At 62.2% G+C, this 17,419-nt stretch carries 14 protein-coding genes, 1 tRNA gene and 1 pseudogene; 9 read left to right on the top strand and 7 right to left on the bottom strand.

Translation table 11 applies throughout. The features are described 5' to 3' along the window. Nucleotides 1–317: alanine racemase (locus ABJN75_RS22820; RefSeq protein ID WP_348441935.1), on the bottom strand; the 317-nt coding region annotated here is incomplete at its 3' end. Between the two features lie 128 nt (nucleotides 318–445). Between ABJN75_RS22820 and ABJN75_RS22815 the strand changes: the two genes are divergently transcribed. The 3 genes from ABJN75_RS22815 (at nucleotide 446) to recQ (ending at nucleotide 2,880) form a co-directional block, all read left to right on the top strand. Then, nucleotides 446–694 carry a hypothetical protein gene (locus ABJN75_RS22815; protein WP_348441933.1) on the top strand — a complete coding sequence of 83 codons (249 nt, stop codon included), beginning with the start codon at nucleotides 446–448 and terminating at the stop codon, nucleotides 692–694. Between the two features lie 124 nt (nucleotides 695–818). Further along, a tRNA-Pro gene (locus ABJN75_RS22810) sits at nucleotides 819–895 on the top strand. A gap of 122 nt (nucleotides 896–1,017) precedes the next feature. Then, nucleotides 1,018–2,880, top strand: coding sequence for a DNA helicase RecQ (gene recQ, locus ABJN75_RS22805; protein WP_348441931.1), 1,863 nt, complete (start codon nucleotides 1,018–1,020; stop codon nucleotides 2,878–2,880). Nucleotides 2,881–2,906: 26 nt separating this feature from the next. Here recQ and ABJN75_RS22800 read toward each other — a convergent pair whose 3' ends face one another. After that, the gene (locus ABJN75_RS22800) at nucleotides 2,907–3,596 is read right to left on the bottom strand and encodes a winged helix-turn-helix domain-containing protein (protein ID WP_348441929.1); all 690 of its coding nucleotides are present in this window, start codon (nucleotides 3,594–3,596) and stop codon (nucleotides 2,907–2,909) included. Nucleotides 3,597–3,669: 73 nt separating this feature from the next. Between ABJN75_RS22800 and ABJN75_RS22795 the strand changes: the two genes are divergently transcribed. The 3 genes from ABJN75_RS22795 to ABJN75_RS22785 all read left to right on the top strand — a co-directional run bounded on the left by ABJN75_RS22795 (nucleotide 3,670) and on the right by ABJN75_RS22785 (nucleotide 5,622). Then, nucleotides 3,670–3,999 (top strand): NIPSNAP family protein, encoded by a 330-nt coding sequence (locus ABJN75_RS22795; protein ID WP_348441927.1) that lies wholly within the window; start codon nucleotides 3,670–3,672, stop codon nucleotides 3,997–3,999. Then, nucleotides 3,996–4,352 carry an antibiotic biosynthesis monooxygenase gene (locus ABJN75_RS22790; RefSeq protein ID WP_348441925.1) on the top strand — a complete coding sequence of 119 codons (357 nt, stop codon included), beginning with the start codon at nucleotides 3,996–3,998 and terminating at the stop codon, nucleotides 4,350–4,352. Before ABJN75_RS22795 ends, ABJN75_RS22790 begins: the two co-directional genes overlap by 4 nt. A gap of 106 nt (nucleotides 4,353–4,458) precedes the next feature. Then, a complete protein-coding gene (locus ABJN75_RS22785) occupies nucleotides 4,459–5,622 on the top strand; it encodes an MFS transporter (protein WP_348441923.1) in 1,164 nt (387 codons plus the stop codon). 66 nt (nucleotides 5,623–5,688) lie between these two features. Here ABJN75_RS22785 and ABJN75_RS22780 read toward each other — a convergent pair whose 3' ends face one another. Next, the gene (locus ABJN75_RS22780; protein ID WP_348441921.1) at nucleotides 5,689–6,276 is read right to left on the bottom strand and encodes an NUDIX domain-containing protein; all 588 of its coding nucleotides are present in this window, start codon (nucleotides 6,274–6,276) and stop codon (nucleotides 5,689–5,691) included. Nucleotides 6,277–6,631: 355 nt separating this feature from the next. Here ABJN75_RS22780 and ABJN75_RS22775 point away from each other — a divergent pair, with 355 nt between their 5' ends. Further along, entirely contained in the window at nucleotides 6,632–7,876 is a 1,245-nt protein-coding gene (locus ABJN75_RS22775; RefSeq protein WP_348441919.1) for an efflux RND transporter periplasmic adaptor subunit, read from the top strand. 74 nt (nucleotides 7,877–7,950) lie between these two features. Further along, entirely contained in the window at nucleotides 7,951–11,058 is a 3,108-nt protein-coding gene (locus ABJN75_RS22770) for an efflux RND transporter permease subunit (RefSeq protein WP_348441937.1), read from the top strand. 63 nt (nucleotides 11,059–11,121) lie between these two features. Here the strand turns inward: ABJN75_RS22770 and ABJN75_RS22765 are convergent, their stop codons facing one another. Together ABJN75_RS22765 and ABJN75_RS22760 are read right to left on the bottom strand one after the other, a co-directional pair. After that, entirely contained in the window at nucleotides 11,122–12,069 is a 948-nt protein-coding gene (locus tag ABJN75_RS22765; RefSeq protein ID WP_348441917.1) for a DUF808 domain-containing protein, read from the bottom strand. 184 nt (nucleotides 12,070–12,253) lie between these two features. After that, a complete protein-coding gene (locus ABJN75_RS22760; protein ID WP_348441916.1) occupies nucleotides 12,254–13,498 on the bottom strand; it encodes a cation:proton antiporter in 1,245 nt (414 codons plus the stop codon). A 1,066-nt stretch (nucleotides 13,499–14,564) separates the two neighbouring features. On the opposite strand from ABJN75_RS22760, the gene ABJN75_RS22755 reads away from it, so the two are divergent. Then, on the top strand, nucleotides 14,565–15,638 hold the full coding sequence (locus tag ABJN75_RS22755; RefSeq protein ID WP_348441915.1) for a helix-turn-helix domain-containing protein: 1,074 nt from the start codon (nucleotides 14,565–14,567) through the stop codon (nucleotides 15,636–15,638). A 167-nt stretch (nucleotides 15,639–15,805) separates the two neighbouring features. Here the strand turns inward: ABJN75_RS22755 and cysN are convergent, their stop codons facing one another. Further along, on the bottom strand, nucleotides 15,806–17,293 hold the full coding sequence (gene cysN / locus ABJN75_RS22750) for a sulfate adenylyltransferase subunit CysN (RefSeq protein WP_348441914.1): 1,488 nt from the start codon (nucleotides 17,291–17,293) through the stop codon (nucleotides 15,806–15,808). After that, a pseudogene (locus ABJN75_RS22745) lies at nucleotides 17,293–17,419 on the bottom strand (sulfate adenylyltransferase small subunit); the annotation flags it as partial. The pseudogene ABJN75_RS22745 and the gene cysN, both read right to left, overlap by 1 nt.

Genomic DNA, 17,419 nt, shown 5'->3' with positions numbered 1-17,419 from the left:
ATATCGCTGATGCCGCCGCGGGCGAATGCTTCCGCCTCCGACACCTTCTGGCAACAGATGCCGGATGCCCCGCCCAGTCTTTCCTGCAGCTTGGCCAGATCCACCGATTTGTGCATCTTGCCGTGCACCCGGAGGCGGACGCCCATTGCCTTGGCTTCGGCGCCCATCTTGATGATGTTGCGCTCGAGCGCATCAAGATCGAGAATCAGGCACGGTGTCTGAATCTCCCGTTCATCCATGCCGGGCAGGGCGGGGACATCATAACCCACTTCCAGCCCGTCGAGATTGGTCATCGCAGTCTTGGTGATTGCAGTCATGGATATCTCCCTGGTCCCGGCACATCAGTGAACCAGGTTCCTGTCAAATACCAGAGCATTGGCTTGACCAGCCCGGACCGGTGGGGTCTGGTGGGCGGAACAGTTGCATCCCCACAAGAGGTGACCCCATGAGATGGGCCTTGATCGATTTTCACCATCCTTTCTTCCGTCCGCTCATTCGCCGGATCGTGGTCTTCTGCGTGGTGGCGATCTGGACCGTCGTGGAATATTTCGGCGGCTCGCTCGGCTGGACCATCTTCTTCCTCGCGCTCACCGCCTATGTCGGCTGGGGATTCTTTCTCTCTGGCCAGGTTCAAGCGCCACTGCCCGGGACCGAAACCGCCGACAAGGCCCCACAGTCCGGCGATGAAAGCTGATCCATTTGCCGGCGGTTGGTTTCGCTGTGAAAAAGATGAGGCATTCCACGTTTTTCAGAACACGATTTTGCCCTGCGGGGCTTGTGGCGGAGATTGTGCCGGTCTATAAGCCAGCCGCTGGTCACGGAGTGTAGCGCAGCCTGGTAGCGCACCTCGTTCGGGACGAGGGGGGCGGAGGTTCGAATCCTCTCACTCCGACCAGACTTTCCAAAAAAATCGGGTTTCTCGTGATCGAAATCTGACCGGGCTTGGTTGTCTGTCAGACCCTCGCCGCAGCGTCGCTTCCTGTGCCATAGTGCGGGTCTTCCCACGAAAGCGATTCCATGCACCAGACCGAAAGCCCTATCGATGCCGCGTTTGACCAGTCCGGCCTGAAAGATCCGCTCGATGTGCTCAACCGGGTCTATGGTTACCCGGCGTTTCGCGGCAGGCAGGCGGAGGTGGTCGAGCAGGTCGTTTCGGGTGGCGATGCGGTGGTGCTGTTTCCCACCGGGGCCGGCAAGTCGCTGTGCTTCCAGATCCCGGCGCTCTGTCGCGATGGCGTCGGCATTGTCGTCTCGCCGCTGATTGCGCTGATGCGCGACCAGGTGGAAGCGCTCAGGCAACTGGGCGTTCGTGCTGCCGCGCTCAATTCCTCGCTCACCCGCGAGGAATTCATGGAGGTGCGCGGCGCGATTGCCAGTGGCGAACTCGACCTGCTCTATGTCACGCCGGAGCGGATCGTCACGCCCGGTTTCAGGGACATGATCGGCAACGCCAGAATTGCCCTGTTTGCCATCGACGAGGCGCATTGCGTGTCGCAGTGGGGCCATGATTTCAGGCCTGAATACCGCGCGCTCGGCCATCTCGGTGAGGCCTGGCCCGGCGTGCCGCGCATGGCGTTGACAGCGACCGCCGATCCGCACACCCGCGAGGACATCATCGACAAGCTGGGTCTGCGCACGGCCGGGGTGTTCACCACCTCGTTCGACCGTCCCAACATCGCCTACGAAATCGTCGAGCGTGACCAGCCGCGCCAGCAGTTGTTGCGGTTTCTGGCGCGTCACAAGGGATCGAGCGGCATCGTTTATTGCCTGTCGCGCGCCAAGGTCGAGGATACCGCCGAGTGGCTCAACAAGCAGGGCATCCGGGCGAAGGCCTATCATGCCGGCATGGACCGCAGTGTCCGCGAAGCCAACCAGGATGCTTTCCTGAAAGAAGAGGATTTGTGCCTGGTCGCCACCGTCGCCTTCGGCATGGGCATCGACAAGCCGAATGTGCGCTATGTCGCCCATCTCGACCTGCCGGGGTCGGTCGAGGCCTATTACCAGGAGACCGGACGGGCCGGGCGCGACGGGCTGCCGTCCGATGCCTGGATGACCTACGGCATGGCCGATGTGATCCAGCGCGGCCGCATGATCGACGGCGGCGCGTCGGCAGACGATGTCAAGCGGGTCGAGCGCGCCAAGCTCAACGCGCTGCTGGGCATCTGCGAAAGCCCGGGCTGCCGCCGGCAGGCGATCCTGGCTCATTTCGGCGAGGCCCATCCCGGCCAATGCGGCAATTGCGACACCTGCCTCAAGCCGGTTGAAACCTGGGATGGAACCGATGCGGCCATCAAGGCGCTTGCCGCGGTCTACCGCACCGGCGAGCGCTTCGGCTCCGGGCACCTTATCGATGTGCTGATGGGCAATGAAAACGAGAAGACCAGCCGCTTCGGGCATGTCGACATGCCGATCTTCGGCGCGGGCAGGGATATCCCGGCCAAGACCTGGCAGTCGGTCTACCGCCAGCTTCTGGCCGCAGGGCTTGTCAGCGTCGATCACGAGGCCTTTGGTGCGCTGAAACTTGCGCCGGAGGAGGCCCGCGCCGTGTTCAAACGCGAACGCGAAGTCCGCTTCCGCAAGGACCGCCCTGCAAGTGCGAAAGGCTCAAGGCGCCAGTCATCTGGGGCGGCAAGCGCCAAATCCGCGCTGGAGCAGGCCGATGGCGAACTTTTTGAAGCCTTGCGCGCGGCGCGAACGGCGATTGCCAGGGAATTGTCGGTTCCGCCCTATGTGGTCTTTCCCGACACGACCCTGGTGGCGTTCGCCACCGAACGCCCCGGGGACAAGGACGCGCTGCTCGGCATCTCCGGTGTCGGTCAGTCAAAACTCGAACGCTACGGCGACGCCTTCCTGAAAGTGATCCGCGACCATCAAGGCTAGACCTGCAGCGCCTGGCCCGGTGCAGCTCAGCCGGTCGCTGTTCCGAATTCTCTCAGCAGCTTTTGCTCGCCGGGCAAGGTGAACCTGACGACCCGGGAGCCCGGTTCGCACGCCGCCCAGCCCAATTCTTCAAACCGGCTGAGCAGACCTTGTCCCAGCGAGCCGGCCAGATGTGTCCGCCGCGCGCTCCAGTCGAGGCACGAGCGGCACAGCGGCCGCCGCTGGCTCTCGAGCGCGGCCATATCGATTCCGAACTCCGTCATCCGGTCACGACCGGCCTGCGTCAACGCCGGTTCGCCGTCTTTCTCGGCCAGAAATCCCGTAGCAAGAAGCCCGTCATAGAGCGCGACGCCGAGCTCTCCGGCCAGATGATTGTAACATACCCGCGCCTTTCTGAGCGCCGGATCTTTCGGTCCGGTGCGCAGGCGCGTCAGCCCGCGCCGCGAAGCCAGACCCATCATGGTTTCCAGAAGCGCGCCGACATCATCATCGGCCAGAGTGAAATAGCGGTGCCGGCCTTGCTTGCGCTGAACCAGCAGGGAGGCGGTTTCGAGCTTCTTGAGATGCGAGCTCGCGGTCTGCACGGTGACGCCGGCCTCCGCTGCAAGCTCGCTCGCCGTCAACGCACCGCCGGCCATCAGGGCGGTCAGCATGTTGGCGCGCGCCGGATCGCCGATCAGCGCGCCCAGTTGCGCAATGTCTGGACCTTCTTTCATACTTCGACGCTAATCGAAGCATGTGACGGCGTCAATATGAAACAACGGTCCGGTCCAGAGCAAGGAGGCACCCATGATCACCTGTTTCATCCGCTATCACATCGACCTGGCCAGGAAAGCCCAGTTCGAGCATTATGCCCGCAACTGGGGCCAGGCGATTCCGCGCTGCGGAGCCGACCTGATCGGTTATTTCAGCCCGCATGAAGGCTCGTCGACGCTTGCCTATGGCGTCTATACCGTCGAAAATCTCGCCGCCTACGAGGCCTACCGCCAGCGTCTCTCCGAGGATCGCCTGGGTCGTGAGAATTATGAATTCGCCCAGCGCGAAAAATTCCTGCTGCGCGAGGACCGCACTTTCCTCAAGCTTGCCTCCGGTCCGCACGCGCCGCTGGTGCGGCCATGATCGCCGTCATCTTCGAGGTCGAACCCGCCGATGGCCGCCACAGCGAGTATCTGGAAATCGCGGCCTTGATGCGCGCCATGCTTGACGAGGTGGACGGGTTCATCTCGGTCGAGCGGTTTGAAAGCCTCACAACCCCGGGCAAGCTGGTGTCGTTGTCATTCTTCCGCGACGAGGCGGCCGTCAAGCGCTGGCGCACGCTGGCCGCCCATCGCAATGCCCAGACGCGGGGCAGGGTCGGCGTGTTCACCCGCTACCGGCTTCGCGTCGCCCATGTGGTGCGCGATTACGGGCTCAATGAGCGCGCAGAAGCCCCCGCCGACAGCCAGAAGATCCATTCTGGCACGCCGCTGTGAAGCCAGTAGATTTGGCCATGGTGCAATGCGGAAGGATGGATTAAGGCTCAATCATAGCCAGGGGCGGTCTCCTCCGGCCGGATCCAGTCTTAAGGCAGCTTCTCCCATGGCAAAGCCGGAATTTGCGGCAACGCGCTATTATTTCGTGACCTATTGGCCCGCCGCGGTCACCGTCACCTATCTGCCGATCTGGCTCAATGAGCGTGGCATCAGCGATGCCGGCATCGGATTGATCAACACCATGCCGATGGCGGGAATTCTTTTGTTCAGCGTGCTTGTCGGCCGGCTGGCGGATCGCGCGCCGGACTGGAAGCAGGCGATCATGCTCGGGACCGGCGTCAGTGCGGCATTTTCGCTGCTGCTCGGTTTTGCCGAGGGATTCTGGATGATCCTGGTGGTCTGGTCGATGACCAACCTGCCGGCCGGTCTGGTCAGTCCGGTCGCCGATGCCGCCACCATGCGGCTTTCGATGCGATTGGGATTTTCCTTCGGCTCGACCCGCGCCTGGGGCACCATCGGCTTTCTCGCCATGTGCTTTCTGACCGGCTATCTGGTGCTCTGGTTTGGTGCGTCGTCATTCGTCTGGCTGATCGCGGTTGCCTGCGGCGCGCGCTTCCTGGTGGCGACCGGCTTGCCGCGGTTGCGTGACAGCGACCGGCCGCGCGCGGCGTCCGATGGTCGGCTGTTGTCGCGCGAAGTCATTGCCGCGTTTGAGCCATGGGTGCTGCTGCCGGTGATTGCCGGCGCCATCCTGTTTGCCAATCACATGGTCATGAATGCGTTTTCCTCACTGGTCTGGAAACAGCAAGGCCTTTCCGAGCCGGTGATCGGTGGCCTGATCGCGCTTGGCGCCGCCGCCGAAGCCGCGACCATGTTTGCCTGGCAACGGATCAACACCCGGTTTCCGGCGCGCGTTCTCATCCTGATCGCAGCACTTGCCTCAATGCTGCGCTGGCTCGGCATGACGCTTTCGCCGCCGCTCTGGGTGATCGTGATAATGCAACTCGGCCAGGCCGTGACCTTCACATTCTCCTATCTCGGCTGTCTCTATTTTATCGCCAAGAGAACAAGCGAAGACATATCTGCAGAGGCGCAAAGCCTGTTTGGCGTCATGATGCAGGGGTTTTCGATCCTCATTGTCTCGGGCTTCGGCTTCGTCTTCGGCATTTTTGGCGTCAACGCCTTCTGGATCTGCGTGACGCTGTCTGCCTGTGCGTTGGGGATGGTGCAATTGTCGCTCAGGATCCGCCGGCCGGATTCGGCCGACTGATTGCTTGGCGCTGCCTGTCCTCGTCATGCACCGGATCTTGCTGCCGCCCATCGGGAGCCCTGCCTGTCAGAAGACCAGATCGGGATAGCGTTGGGCGTAAATCCTGAACCAGGGGGTGAACCGCTGCGGATGCCGGCCGATCTCGGCGTGAAGTTCGTCACGGCTGATCCAGCGGGTGTCTTCGACCTCGCGCGGATCCGGCTCCATCTCGAGCGCCGAACGATCCGCCGCGCCGATATACATCGTCACCTTCTCGTGTTCGCGCATGCCGTTGCCGACATCGGCCGAGTACTCGACCACGCGGCGGCGCGCCAGCGCTATGGTGAAGCCGAGTTCTTCCTTCAGGCGACGGCGGGCGCAGGTGTCGACAGGTTCATCCCAGTGCGGATGCGTACAGCAGGTGTTGGCCCAAAGCCCGCCGCAATGATATTTTGAAGCCGCCCGTTTCTGGATCAGCAGATACGCGCCATCAAACACGAATATCGATACGGCGAGATGAAACAGCCCGTCGACATGGGCTTTGAGCTTTTCGACCGGATACAGCGAGCCGTCATCGGCAATCGCCGGGATGATCGTCGGGTGTAGGTTCATCGTCTGGTCCTGTCTCATCCGGCCACGGCCATCCGCGCGCCAGCCCGGTGGCGGTCGCGCCATGGCGCTGATCTAGTCCTTTCCCGCCGACCCGGCAAGAACACGCCCGTTAACGCTCGCTGGTCCCGAACATGGTTTGGCAAAAATCACCGCGTCCCCGGCATTCCGCAATCGGATCGAACGGATGGCGGCAACGCCATTGCCGTGCGACACAGCCTTGCTGCTCCGTGCTGATTTGCTTCGTGTCGCGGAAAAACCGGCTTCCGAAAATTCTGAATCTGTCTAAATGGTAACGTGTAATCTGAATCCGGCGCGTTATGTTGCACTCGTGAAATACCACATTTGTCCCTGAATTGGCGGGTATACCCGCTTCCAGTTGAAGTTTGTCGCGGTGTTCGCGCGCATATAGCAGAAAGACATGGCTTTGAAACTCTGGAAACAACTGCTGTTTTCTCTGGTACTGCTCGCTGTTGCATTCGTGGGCTGGGCCTGGCTTTACCCGGGCGCGCATGATGTGCTTGCCCGAAACGGGCTTGAGCGAATATCGCTGTTCGCGCCCGCTGAAGGTGAGGCCAAAACCGACACGGCCGCCGGGCCGGGCGCTGCCGGGCGGGGCAGGGGCCGTGGGCCTCGCGAGGCGCTTGTGATTGTTGCGCCTGTCGGGGAGGGGCTGGTCAATGACAAGCTCACCGCGATCGGCACCGGGCAAGCCGTCCGTTCGGTTTCGGTCAGAACGCTGGTGTCGGGTCAGATCGCTGAAATTCCGGTTCGTCCGGGCAGCAAGGTCGAGCACGGCGACGTGCTGATCCGGCTCGATGCAGCCGAAGAGGAACTTGCCGTCGAAAAAGCCCGGCTTACGGTCAATGACGCGAAAGCCAAGGTGGATCGTCTGCAGAGCCTGGTGGCGAGCCGGGCCGCCTCAAGCGTCGAGGCGGATCAGGCGCAAAATGCGCTGGATGCGGCTCAGGTCGCGCTCAGGGAAGCCGAACTCGATTTATCACGCCGCACCGTAACCGCGCCGATTGGCGGTTCGCTCGGTATCATGGCTGTCAATATCGGCGATTACGTCACCAGCCAGAGCGAGATCGCCAGCATTGACGACCGCAGTGAAATCCTGATCGAGTTCTTCGTCCCCGAACGTTTTACCGCCGGCATGCAAGTCGGCAAGCAGGTCACGGCGGTCGCCATTTCGCGTCCCGGGGAAACCTTCGAGGGGAAAATTTCCGCGGTCGACAACCGTGTCGATGAAGCAAGCCGCACCTTGCGTGTGCGCGCCCGGATTGCCAACGCCGACGACACGTTGCGTGCAGGCATGTCGTTTGAAGTCAGCGTCGGGTTTGAGGGCGAGCGATGGCCCGCTGTTGATCCGCTCGCGATCCAGTGGGATTCCACTGGATCCTATGTCTGGCGGGTTTCAGAGAGCGAAGCCAGTCGCGTCAATGTTGCCATCATTCAGCGCAACGCCGAAACGGTTCTGGTCAAGGCCGATCTGGCGGTTGGCGACCAGGTGGTCACCGAAGGGGTCCAGAGCGTTCGGCCCGGAGCCACCCTTCGGGTGATCGGCGGCGGCGAGCAACCTGAGGCAAACAGCCCTGCGGCAGGTCAGGAGCCGACCGCCCGGACCACCACCTCGGACAAGAGCAAAAACGGGGACGGCGCATGACGGAGCGCGACGAGACACCAATAGACCAGATCGAGGCAAACGGCTCGACGGAGTCCGGCGGCGGCACCGCGCTGATGGTGCGCCGGCCGGTGCTGGCCATGGTGATCAGCCTGCTCATCGTCGTCGCCGGTCTTGCCGGTCTCTACGGGGCTGAAATCCGCGAATTGCCCGACGTTGACCGTCCGGTGATCACGGTGACGACCGCCTTTTCCGGCGCAGCACCCGAAACCGTCGACAGGGAGTTGACCGCGGTCGTCGAGGGTGCGGTGGCGCGTGTCTCGGGCGTTGCGTCAATGTCATCGACGTCGACCCTTGGCCGCAGCCGGGTCACCATCGAGTTCACCGAAAGCACCGATCTCAATGTCGCCGCCTCCGATGTGCGCGATGCGCTCGGCCGGGTGACCAACAACATGCCGGACGGCGCCGACGATCCCCGCATCGTCAAGGCCGACGCCAATTCCGATCCGGTCATGCGTCTGGCGGTGACGTCGGATCGTTACAATGTCCAGGACATGACCATTCTGGTCGAGGACCTGGTGGTCGACCGGCTGGCCGCCGTTCCCGGCGTCGCCGACGTCAATGTCTATGGCGACCGCGAGAAGGTGTTCCGTGTCGATGTCGATCCCTCGCGTCTCGCCGCCTTCGGCCTGACGCTGGCCGATTTGCGCAACGCGCTGCGCAATGTGGCGCTGGATGTGCCGGCTGGATCGCTGACGGCGCGAACATCCGATATCGTGGTCCGCGCCACCGCCGATGTCACCACGCCCGAAGGTTTCGAGAACCTCTACATCAATGACCGGGTCAGATTCCGCGATGTTGCCAGCATCACGCTCGGCGCCAATATCGGCGAATCGGTGCTGCGCGCCAATGGCCGCACCGGCATCGGTATCGGCATCATCCGTCAGGCCGCCTCCAACACGCTGGAGATCTCGCAAGGGGTCAGGGCCGCCATCGAGGGGATTCAGGCAATCCTGCCCGAAGGCACCGACATCCGGGTGACCAGCGACGACGCCACCTTCATCAGCGGCGCAATCGAGGAAGTCCGTTCAACGCTTATCCTTGCCGTGCTGATCGTCATTGCCATCATCTTCCTGTTCCTGCGCGACTGGCGGGCAACGCTGATCCCTGCGGTCACCCTTCCGGTGTCGCTGATCGGGGCGTTCGCTGCGATCTGGCTGGCCGGATTTTCGGTCAATATTCTGACGCTGCTTGCCCTGGTGCTCGCCACCGGCATGGTCGTTGATGACGCCATTGTCGTGCTCGAAAACATCGTGCGCAGACGCAACGAGGGCATGGGCGTGCGCGCCGCCGCCGTGATCGGCACACGCGAAGTGTTTTTCGCCGTCATCACCACCACCGCGACGCTCGCCGCGGTGTTCATCCCGATCTCGTTTTTGCCGGGGCAGGCTGGCGGATTGTTCACCGAATTCGGTTTCGTGCTGGCATTCACCGTGATGATTTCCAGCGTTGTCGCGCTGACACTGTGTCCGATGCTGGCATCCCGGCTGATCAAGCGGCGCGACATGTCCAGGGCGGGCGGCAGGCAGAGCGTCTTTGTCAGGCTGGGCGCGCGGATGTCGAAAGCCTATGCCTCGATCCTGCACCGGGCGCTTGATGCGCCTTTGATCGTCGTCGTCATTGCCATGTTGACAGCCGGCGCGGCGCTGGCGCTGCTGCCCACCATCCCGCAGGAACTGACGCCGCCCGAGGACAGGGCTTTGGCCTTGATGCGGATCTCCGCGCCGCAAGGCGTTAGTCTCGATTACACCCGCGCCCGCATGACCGAAATCGAGCGTCTGGTTGCCCCGCTTCGCGACAGCGGCGAGGTGCAGAACATCTTCGCCATTGCCGGCAATGGCGGCTCCGCCAATTCCGGCTTCATGGTGCTCAGTCTCGCGCCCTGGAGCGAGCGGGCGCGGCCTCAGTCCGAGATCGTCGCCGATCTCAACCGCGCCGTTGCCACCGTGCCGGGCTTGCGGGCATTCGCCATCCAGCCCAACAGCCTGGGCATCCGCGGCGCCGGCAACGGTCTGCAAATGGCCTTTGTCGGCAACAATTACGATGAACTGGCCGGCGTCGCCCAGCAAATGGTCGGCAAGCTCGAGCAGGACCCGCGCTACAGTCAGATCCAGCTCTCCTATGAGACCACCCAGCCGCAGATTTCGGTGCAGATCGACCGTGCCCGCGCCTCCGATCTGGGCGTCGATATCGATGGTCTCGCCCAGGCCCTGCAGGCGCTTCTCGACGGCAGCGAAGTGGCGCAGGTGTTCATCGAGGACCGTTCCTATCCGGTCACGCTGATGTCGACCACCAACCCGATCAATGATCCGACCGATCTGGAATCGATCTACCTCAAGGCCGGCGATGGCCGCATCGTGCCGATGTCAACCATCGCCTCGCTGAGCGAGAAAGCCGTCGCCCCCGATCTCAGGCGCGAAAGCCAGATGCGCTCGGTCTCGATCACCGCCGGTCTGACGCCCGGTTTTGCGCTGGGTGAAGCCTGGTCCAATGCCGTCGATCTGGCCCAACCGCTGATGCCGGGCGGTGTGCGCATCATCCCGCTTGCCGAAGCCGCGACGCTGGACCAGTCGTCGAGCGACATGCTCATTACCTTCGGCATTGCCATCATTGTCGTGCTGCTGGTGCTTGCTGCCCAGTTTGAAAGCTTCGTCAGCGCTTTCATCATCATCTCGACCGTGCCGCTCGGGCTTGCCTGCGCCATCTTTGCCATGGCCTTCACCGGCGGATCGCTCAATGTCTACAGCCAGATCGGGCTTGTGCTGCTGGTTGGCGTCATGGCCAAGAACGGCATCCTGATTGTCGAGTTCGCCAACCAGTTGCGCAACAAGGGCATGGACATAAGACAGGCGATCGAGGAGGCCTCCAACATCCGCCTGCGTCCGGTGATGATGACGATGATCTCGACAGTTCTGGGCTCGGTGCCGCTGTTGCTGGCCTTCGGCGCCGGCGCGGAAGCCCGCGTGGCGCTGGGCTGGGTGATCGTCGGCGGTCTCGGCCTGGCGATGATCGCCACGCTTTTCCTCACCCCGATCGTCTATCTGCTGCTGGCGCGTTTCGCCACGCCGTCCGCCGAGGAAGAGCGCCGGCTCGATGCCGAACTGCGCGAGGCCGGTGATAACAGCCGTGGCGTCGGCCAGCAGGAACTTTCACCAGGGGAATAGCGGTCTTGTAACGCGCCGGACAGCTGTCGGGCAGGTTTCTCGAAACTGCTGGTTTGTGGGTCGTCAACCTGTCCGGAAGCTGGCGGTGACGCGTGTCCCCACACTCATGAGCATCAGTGCAACCAACCCGATGGCCAGTCCGAACAGGCCGCTCAGCGAAGCTTCTGTCGCCCAGCCGAGCAAGCCTGAGGCGACAGTGGTCAACTCGCGAACCCGCGCTCCCAGATCCTCCACGAAGTGGCCGATCGAAGACAACCCGAAATCCTCAAGACCGTGAATGATGATCGCGCCTCCGACCCAGAGCATGGCGGCGGTGCCGATGTTGGCGATGGCTTCCATGAACGACGGCATGCCGCGCACGATGAAGCGGCCCAGGCTGCGTGTCGCCTCGAAATAGCCGTCCTGCGCCATTTTCAGTCCTGCGTCATCCGCCTTTACCAGTATGGCGACACTGCCATAGACAAGAGCCGTGATGCCGACCGCCACCACGGCCAAGATCAGCCCTTCGGTCCAGAGCGAAGACGCCTCGATCGAGGAAAGCGAGATTGTCATGATCTCGGCCGAGAGGATGAAGTCGGTCTTGATAGCACCGGCAACGCGCTGCTTTTCGAGATGCGCATGATCGATCGGATTCTCGGCATCGACGGGGATCGGCACAGGGTGAAACACATGCCAGATTTTCTCTGCCCCTTCAAAACAAAGATACACCCCACCGATCATCAGCAGGGGTGAGAGCATCCATGGTGCGAACAGGTTCAGCAACATCGCGATCGGCAGCAGGATGACGAGTTTATTGAACAGGGAACCGCGTGCGATCTGCCAGACGATGGGCAGTTCGCGCGCCGCGGGCAGGCCATGCACATATTTTGGCGTCACCGCGGTATCGTCAATCAGCACGCCGGCTGTCTTGACGCCGACTTTGGCGGCCTGGGCGGAAATATCATCGATTTGCGCCGCTGCCAGTTTGGTCAGGGCGGCAACGTCATCCAGAAGGGCAAGCAGTCCGCTCATAATATCTTCTTCTAATCCGTGTAACTTCTGGGGCGGAACAGGCCTGTTTCGGCTCAGGCGCGGGTGGGCAAGGCCGACAGATCCGGCTCTCCGGGCCATCGCCTTAATGTTCAACTTGCGAAATCCGGAATGGTTCCGCAAGCTCAATCCTCATTGACCGGCATTGCCGCCGGCAACCGGGTGATCATCTGTCCCTCAGGCGGTCCATGGCCCAGCCGACGCTGAAACCGTGCAGGACGGTGGACATCAGGATGACGAGGGCGATGAGCGACCAGAGCGCTTCCTCGTTGGTGAACTCCATGTGGCTGCCCGCATAGCACAGATAGTAGATCGAACCGATACCGCGCACTCCATAAACCGAAATCACGGCCTTGTCGCGGTGGTCAAGGTCGGTCTTCCACAGCGCAATCCAGCCCGACAGCGGACGGATCACCAGAATCAGCAGCGAGGCCACCGCGAAGTGCGTCCATGTCAGGTCTTCAAACAGGACCGGCATGACGCTGCCCAGCGCGATGAGAAGCAGCGCGGTCAGCGCGTGCTCGATGGACTCCGAGAAATCGTGCAGTCGACGGTGGAATTTGTGTTCTTCGCTGATCCGCCGCAGCGTCAAACCCAGAACCGCGACGGCTATGAATCCGTAGCCCTCGATCAGTTCGGTAGAGCCGTAACACAACAGCACGCCAGCCAGCGCGATCACCCCGGATCCGGTTTCGGCGAGAACGGAGCCCTTGGGCACCTTGAACAGGATGTATCCAAGAATCCTGCCGCCGGCCCATCCCATGCCGATGCCGAGCGCGATGCGATAGACGATATCGCGCAGGAACCAGTCGAACGCCCATCCGCCCGGTGTCAGCCCTTCGGCCGCCACGATCAAGCCCAGATAGACGAAGGGAAACGCCAGTCCGTCATTCAGACCGGCTTCCGTGGTCAAGGTGAAACGCACCGGGTGTTCGGCGCCTTCATGCGGCGGCCCGACCTGCACATCCGATGCAAGCACCGGATCTGTTGGCGCCAGCACCGCTCCCAGCAGGATCGCCCCGGCCGCCGTCAGCCCCGCCAGACCAACCCCCAGCAGCGCGACCGCCAGAATGGTCAGCGGCATCGCCACTGCGAGCATCCGGAAAGTGGGAATCCAGCGTTTCCACGGGCGCAGATTGTCGATACGCATCCCGGCGCCGAATAGTGCCACGATCACGGTCAATTCGCTCACCAGCTCCCAGGGCAGCGGTGTCTGGCGCGGGTCGGGCAGTGTCGGAAGTCCCGGTATCAGCAATGCGGCGCCTGCGCCGAACAGGATCATCAGCGGCGCGGATGCCGGTTCGCGTCTGGAGATGAGGCGCGGCAGCCAGCGCGCGGCAATCACGCTCACGCCGATGACAGCCAGCGCGACATGATAGGAATTGAGACCGAAAAACGGTTCGTGCTGCATGTTCTGATCCCGTGCCGGAAACTGGCAGGCGTGTCCTGCAGCGCCGCGCATCCGGTTGGACGCGCAAAACTGGCTGTAACACTTTAAACGAATGCATGTACGCTATCGTTCCAAACAATCCATGTGAACGCCATCTGCATCAGCGGGATTTACACCCGGCGAACCGTGACGGACCTTCGCCGGCCCATCCGGCGACCGGGATCTGTCTGGAATTTTGAGGGTGTAGTTGTGCCTTCCCCAGCGCCAGGCCGTCAGCGGCGATGGGATCGTCTGCGCCGTCTCCCGCCCGATGTCCGGATCCGAGGAAAACCATCACCAAATTGCAGGGCAAAACATGACCGCGCCGCGCATCCGATTGAATGCGCGGCGCTGTCATGGCTGGGTTTTGCGCCTATTCGCAGACGGTTAGCGGCCCGATCTGGAGGCAGGCTCCACGACGTCCGAAGTTCCGTCCTGTAACACGGTTGCACAGCCTCCTGTTGTTACGGCGGAATTTGTTGGACCGCCTGCACTGCCGTTCAAGATCCCGGCGGCTGAACCGGCGGTCATCACGCCGACGGCCGCGATCGTCACGCCGGCGGCGGCCGCGGTCATCACGACGGCGGTCCCCGCGATCATCACGCCGCGCCTGGGCCAATTCGACCGGATCCTCGTCATGCTCAGGTGCCAAGTCGGGTTTGGACGGCGCAGCCCGGGCTTCGCTCACGCCGAGATGGGATGAGACAATAGCAGTACCGATCACGGCGCCCGCGCCAGCCAGAAATCTCCGGCGCGACAGCTTCTCGCTATCGTCGCGCTCGATCCCGCTTGCAGCCGGCATTATCCTCAATAAAAACCCAAACATGTGATGTTCCCCTAGTTGGTTAACGAATGGTCAAGTGTGGCCTTGATCTCAGACACAATGCCACAATGGGGGATTGGACCGAAGCGGCGGAGGCGCATTTGGCAACAGGCGTTCGAAATTTGGCGTCATATGTTCCTTCCGTGCCTGCTAAAATTAGCACGACCTTGAACATGACACCGGTTGCCCGGATGCTATGCCGAATCTTTCTGAGGGAATCGCTTAATGGATATTGAGCATGTCGTTAGCATGCCGCGCCGGGTCGTCATGCTGATTTATCCGCAAGTGGCATCGTCTGATGTCTGCGGTCCGCTTGAGCCGTTCGGGCTTGCGAATTTTCTCACCGGCCGAAGACTATACGATCCGATCACTGTATCTGTTGACGGCGCCGCCGTCCCGGTTGCTGGCGGCTTTTTGAAATTGGCACCGACTTGCAGCTGCGCCGATCTGCCGACCAGAATGCATGTGTTTCTGGTCGCGGGCGGACCAGGGTGTTTCGCCGCCGCGCAGGATGAGACGCTGCTGTCGTGGATAAGGAGGTTGGAGCCACGTTGCGCGGTGATGGGATCTGTCTGCACGGGCTCGACAGTGCTCCTGGCGTCTGGTGTTGCAAACGGACATCGCATTGCAACGCACTGGCTGGAAGCAATGCGGCTTGAGGCGGACTCGGAAGTCTCCTCGCCGGTTGACAGTGACGCGATCTTCGTAAATTCGGGAAAATTCTGGACCTCGGCCGGGATGATGGCGGGTATAGACCTGGCGCTTGCGCTGATCGAGAAGGATCATGGCCGTCAATTGGTACTGGATATCGCGCGCTTCATGGTGATGGTTTTGCGACGGGAGGGCGGGCAATCCCAGTTTAGTTCGCAAATGATGGCAGGGGCAACGGAAGATCCGCGCATCCGCAGGGTCCAGTTGCATATCTGGGAAAATCCGGGCGCGGATCTGTCGCTCGACGCGCTTTCGGCCCACGCGGTCATGAGCAAGCGGTCGCTGAGCCGGCGGTTCGCCGAGATGACCAACACGACGATTTCGCATTACATCGAGGATGTTCGCCTCAATATGGCGCGCAGTCTGTTGGAGGAAACCGACCAATCCATACAAGCCATCGCCGCCAATTCCGGATTTGGCACGACCATGACGCTGCGCCGGGTCTTTGCCCGCAGGCTCGGTGTCTCCCCGAGCCACTATCGAGCAAATTTCGGGACAGACCGGATATCGGCAAATGCCCCCAACGCAGTTGAAAGCGGATTGCGGATGGAATTGGAGAATGTCGTGAACGGCAAGTCGACCTGGTAGTCAAGCGCACCTGCCAGATCGCTTGACAAGTCGGGGTAGCTGTTCGTTGTTGCGCGCCGCGCCGCCCATGGCCTGCACCGGAACGATGGTGCAATACGCATCGACGCCCACCAACGGCGCAGAACCGCCGTTGAGCTCAAACCAGTCAACAGCTTATGAACCGAAGCTTACCCGCTCTCCGCCTCATCAGGCCCCGTCACCCGTATCTCCCCTGCATGCGAGCGCGCAAATTCCGTTTTCAAAAACGTCTCCAGCAGCCGCGCGGGCAGTGTCACGGTGGCGCGGTCGACGTCGGGCAACGCGTCGAAACGGCCTGATTTCGAGCGCTTGCCGTCGATCATGCCGCCGGCCACGGTGTTGAGCGTTTCCGGATCGATCAGGATGAAGGCGCCGGTCTCGCGATTGGTTTCGTAAGCATCGAAAATCGCCGTATCCTCGAAATCGAGTTCGACCGTGCCAATGCCGTTGACCGGCAGGAAGTGGGCATCGTCCCAGTTGCCGGATGACAGATCCAGCGCCGAGGTCGGTCGCACCATCACCCGCTGGCGCCGCGAACCGGCTTTGAGCCAGTAGCGCTTGCCGGGGACAATGCCGTCGTCCGACAGCGCCACCAGCCGGGCGCTGAACGCACGTCCTGTCTGCGGCCGCTGGTCAATGGCTGCGATCATGTCGCCGCGCGCCACATCCACCGGGCGGTCGAGCACCAGCGTGATGGCGTCGCCGTGCACCGCCGCGTTGCGCACCAGATCATGGGTGACGATGGCTTTGACATTGGCCTCGACCCCGGACGGCAGCACGACGACACTGTCGCCGGGCTTGATCGAACCGCCGGCAACCGTGCCCTGATAGCCGCGAAAGCCTTCACCGGGACGTGAAACCCGCTGCACCGGCAGCCGGAAACCGGTGGTCTGGCCGGTACGCTGGGTGGCCTTTTCCAAAGCCTCCACCAGTGTCGGTCCGGTGTACCACGGCATCAATTCGTCGCCGCGATTAACGATGTTCTCACCCTTCAGCGCCGAGACCGGAATGGCGGTGACCTGGCGCACGCCGAGCGACAGCGCAACCTCGCGGAATGCTCGTGCGATGGCCTGAAACCCGGCTTCGTCATAATGCGCGAGGTCGATTTTGTTGACCGCCAGCACGAATTGCCGGATGCCCATCATCGCCGCGATCGTGGCGTGACGGCGGGTCTGCTCGAGCAGGCCTGCGCGGGCGTCGACCAGCAGCACCGCCAGATCGGCGGTCGAGGCGCCGGTGGCCATGTTGCGGGTGTATTGCACGTGGCCGGGCGTATCGGCGACGATGAACGAACGCCGGTCGGTAGCGAAATACCGGTAGGCGACATCGATGGTGATGCCCTGTTCGCGCTCGGCCTGCAGGCCGTCGAGCAGCAGTGCGAAATCGGGCAGACCGAGTTCGTTCTGCTTGCCGGTGGAATCGCGCCTGAGCGCCGCCGCCTGATCCTCTTTCACGGCCTTGGTGTCCCACAGCAGACGGCCGATCAGCGTCGACTTGCCGTCATCGACCGAGCCGCAGGTGATGAACCTCAGCGGCCGCGTCTGCCGGCCAGCTGATGCGGTCTGCGGGTCGAGGAGGGTTGCGTCATCACTGGATTCAACAGATTCAGCAATGCGCGAAAGTGATTGAGAAGTCATCAGAAATAGCCTTCGCGTTTTTTCTTTTCCATCGAGCCGGACTGGTCTCGGTCAATCGCCCGGCCCTGTCGTTCCGACACCGTGGCGATTTCAAGTTCGGAGATCACATCGTCCAGCGTTGTCGCC

The sequence above is a fragment of the Hoeflea sp. genome, assembly GCF_039975035.1.
Taxonomy (GTDB): domain Bacteria; phylum Pseudomonadota; class Alphaproteobacteria; order Rhizobiales; family Rhizobiaceae; genus Hoeflea.
The sequence above is the reverse complement of the archived record's forward strand: the minus strand, read 5'-3'. Positions and strand labels throughout refer to the sequence as shown.